The following is a 3,677-nucleotide window of genomic DNA, read 5'->3' as shown; positions in this document are numbered from 1 at the left end:
TACTGGCAGTAGTGACAAGACAGTGAAACTGTGGGATACCTCCACCGGCAAAGAAATTAACACCCTCAGCGGGCATACAGAGGGAGTTAATGGTGTCAGTTTCAGCCCCAATGGCAAGCTGCTGGCTACTGGCATTAGTGACAAGACAGTGAAACTGTGGGATACCTCCACCGGCAAGGAAATCAAAACCCTCAGCGGGCATACAGACTGGGTTAGGGCTGTCAGTTTCAGCCCCAATGGCAAGCTGCTGGCTACTGCCAGTGATGACAAGACAGTGAAACTGTGGGATACCTCCACTGGCAAGGAAATCAAAACCCTCAGCGGGCATACAGACTGGGTTAGAGTTGTCAGTTTCAGCCCCAATGGCAAGCTGCTGGCGACTGCCAGTAGTGACAAGACAGTGAAACTGTGGGATACCTCCACCGGCAAAGAAATTAACACCCTCAGCGGGCATAAAGACGGAGTTAATGGTGTCAGTTTCAGCCCCAATGGCAAGCTGCTGGCTACTGGCAGTAGTGACAAGACAGTAAAACTGTGGGATACCTCCACCGGCAAGGAAATCAAAACCCTCAGCGGGCATACAGACTGGGTTAGGGCTGTCAGTTTCAGCCCCAATGGCAAGCTGCTGGCTACTGCCAGTCGTGAGAACACCGTGAAACTGTGGGATACCTCCACCGGCAAGCAAATTAAAACCCTCAGCGGGCATACAGAAAGGGTTAGGGCTGTCAGTTTCAGCCCCGATGGCAAGCTGCTGGCTACTGGCAGTAGTGAGAACACCGTGAAACTGTGGGATACCTCCACCGGCAAGCAAATTAAAACCCTCAGCGGGCATACAGAGTTGGTTTGGGCTGTCGGTTTCAGCCCCGATGGCAAGCTGCTGGCTACTGGCAGTTGGGATAAGACAGTGAAACTGTGGGATACCTCCACCGGCAAGGAAATCAAAACCCTCAGCGGGCATACAGCATGGGTTTGGGCTGTCAGTTTCAGCCCCGATGGCAAGCTGCTGGCTACTGGCAGTCAGGACAAGACAGTGAAACTGTGGGATACCTCCACCGGCAAAGAAATTAAAACCCTCAGCGGGCATACAGCCTCGGTTAGGGCTGTCAGTTTCAGCCCCGATGGCAAGCTGCTGGCCACTGCCAGTAGTGACAAGACAGTGAAACTGTGGCGGTTAGATTTTGGTTATTTAGTCAAGGAAGGATGCAATTTCATAGACAATTACCTCATACCTAATCCTTATGACGCAGATCCCCTGGAAATCAAACAAGATTTATGCAAAAAGCTTTGACAATTTTAGATTGAAAACTGCATAAAAAACCCAACCTCACTCCAATATAAATATCAAACTTTTCCCAAACCCTTACCCACCAACAACCATGACAAACCAAACCCCCAACTTCTACGCCCTCCTCATCGGCATCAATTTCTACTTCCCCCATCGCTTACCAGAAGGTAACTACTACAAAAACTTGCGAGGATGCGTTCCAGATATCAACCACGTCGAAACCTATTTAAAAGACACCTTCAACCTCACACCCGACCAAATTATTAAACTCACCGCCACTGCTTCCGACAATCCCAACCAACCCCAAGAACCCCCAGAACTCCTACCAACTTATGAAAATATCGTCGCCAAATTCAAAGAACTAACCGCCAAAGCCCAACCTCAAGACCGAGTATATATTCACTACTCCGGTCACGGCGGACGGGCAAAAACAATTTTTGAAAGCCTCAAGGGTTCTATGGCTTTAGATGAAGCCTTAGTTCCCTGCGATATCGGTCAACCAAACTCACGCTATTTGCGCGACTTGGAATTTGCCAAACTCCTGGAAGAAATGGTGGCAAAAGAGTTAGTTGTAACCCTGGTACTCGATAGCTGTCATTCTGGTGGCGCAACCAGAGATATAGAAACAGATGACTGGAGTATACGCAGTGGCGGTTTTATTGATATGACTCTTCGACCTACAGATAGTTTGGTTGCACCTCTTCAGGAATTAGCACAAAATTGGCAAACTTCAACAGAAAATAGCCGGAATATTACCGTCGTTAATGGTTTGTTACCAGAACCGAAAGGTTATACCTTAATAGCAGCTTGTCGGGATCAGGAATTTGCTTATGAAAAGGTTTTTGAAGGGACGGAACGCAACGGCGCTTTAACTTATTTTTTATTAAAAGCTTTGCGAGAATACCGGGGGACAGAACTGGCTGTAGCAGATTTGTTCAATCAAATATCTAATCTAGTTCACAATGACTTTGACCGACAAACACCGATGTTGATTGGGGAGACAAATCGCACTTTTTTGGGCGGTCAATCTGTCTCCTTCACTCCTGGCGCATCCCTTCTCCGTAGTGTACCGGTTACGCGCAGTACCCACACCGTGCCAGTGATGAAGGTAGATATTACCAAAAACCGAGTCCAATTGCAAATGGGTGAAGCTAGCGGCCTTAAACAAGGGGCGGAATTCGATATTTTTCGATTCGGGACGTGGAATTTTGAGGACAGGGAACAGCGAATTGCTACGGTTAAACTTGTAGAGTTGGGAGCATCCGACTGTTGGGCAGAAGTAACGGGGTTACATAACGAATTTACAACCAGAGAACTCAAACCTAAATTAAGAGAAGGAATAATTGAAATAGGTTCCCCTGCTGTCTATGTAGGGCCACCGTTGGAACAAATTCGCAAAGTTCGGGTGCTTTTGCCTGACCCGTTACCGAAAATTCCTGGTGTAGATGTGTCATCACTTCCTGGTATGCTCGCAACTAAAAAAGAGGAAGTTAAAAATCATAGCTGGATCGAATTCTGTCCAGAAACCGAAAAAGATGAGAATGTGAATTATTTTGTTTCCGTGAATTCTCAAGGAGAATATTTGATTTTAGATGCTAATAAAGAACCTATCAAGAATGTTCTTTTTCCGATCAAAATTGATGCACCTGAAGCAGCTAAAAAGCTAATTAATCGCTTAATCCATATTACCCTATATCAAAATCGTTTGGAGTTGGATAATGAAGATGCTTTTTCTCCCTTAAATGGCAAACTTAAGGTTGAATTGGTTAAATCAGTCAAACCGGAACCTGTAGTTTTAAATGCTGGTGGTAAGGTTCCTGTATTAGAAAAAGGTGCAGAACGTGTTTATTTACTAATTCACAATGAATCTACTCGAACTTTAAATATCACTGCCTTGATCTTTGATATGGATTTTCGGATTTTACAAATCTATCCCAAAGGTGCGAATTATGAAGTTGTAGAACCCAAACAAGAGAAAAGAGTAAAACTCACACTATCATTGCCAGAAAATTATGAGGAAGGGGTAAATGTAATAAAAGTATTTGCAACTTTGGATGCAACAAATTATCACTTGTGGGAATTGCCAGCGTTAGACCAAGATTTAGACGGGCGAATGGCGGAGGTTGTGACTGATGCGAGTGAGGAATGGACGACGGAAAAGGTGGAATTTGTGCTGAGGTGAAAAAATGTAGTGCGAGCATCTTGCGGGCTGGCTGTTTTTGCCTACTCCTTTTTGATTGACTTTTGGTTGAGGTAATCAGAACAGATCGGTTTGTATTCTTCTGCCACTTCAGGGTGTGTTCTGAGATAATCACTTACAGCACTTCCGGGTGTTATGAGGTACAATAAGAATAGATTAAAAAAATACACCAATGAAAGCATATTCAGTAGA

The 3,677-nt window shown here is 45.1% G+C and carries 1 protein-coding gene and 1 pseudogene; both read left to right on the top strand.

What is annotated here, in order from left to right:
• Window positions 1–1,288, top strand: a pseudogene (locus QUA43_RS28520) (WD40 repeat domain-containing protein); the annotation flags it as partial.
• 88 nt (window positions 1,289–1,376) lie between these two features.
• Window positions 1,377–3,467 (top strand): caspase family protein, encoded by a 2,091-nt coding sequence (locus QUA43_RS28515; protein ID WP_333378872.1) that lies wholly within the window; start codon window positions 1,377–1,379, stop codon window positions 3,465–3,467.
• The last annotated feature ends 210 nt before the right edge of the window (window positions 3,468–3,677 follow it).

The sequence above is a fragment of the Microcoleus sp. N9_B4 genome (genome assembly GCF_036701635.1).
Lineage (GTDB): Bacteria > Cyanobacteriota > Cyanobacteriia > Cyanobacteriales > Microcoleaceae > Microcoleus.
Note: the sequence above shows the minus strand (reverse complement) of the source record. Positions and strands in the feature narration are given on the sequence as shown.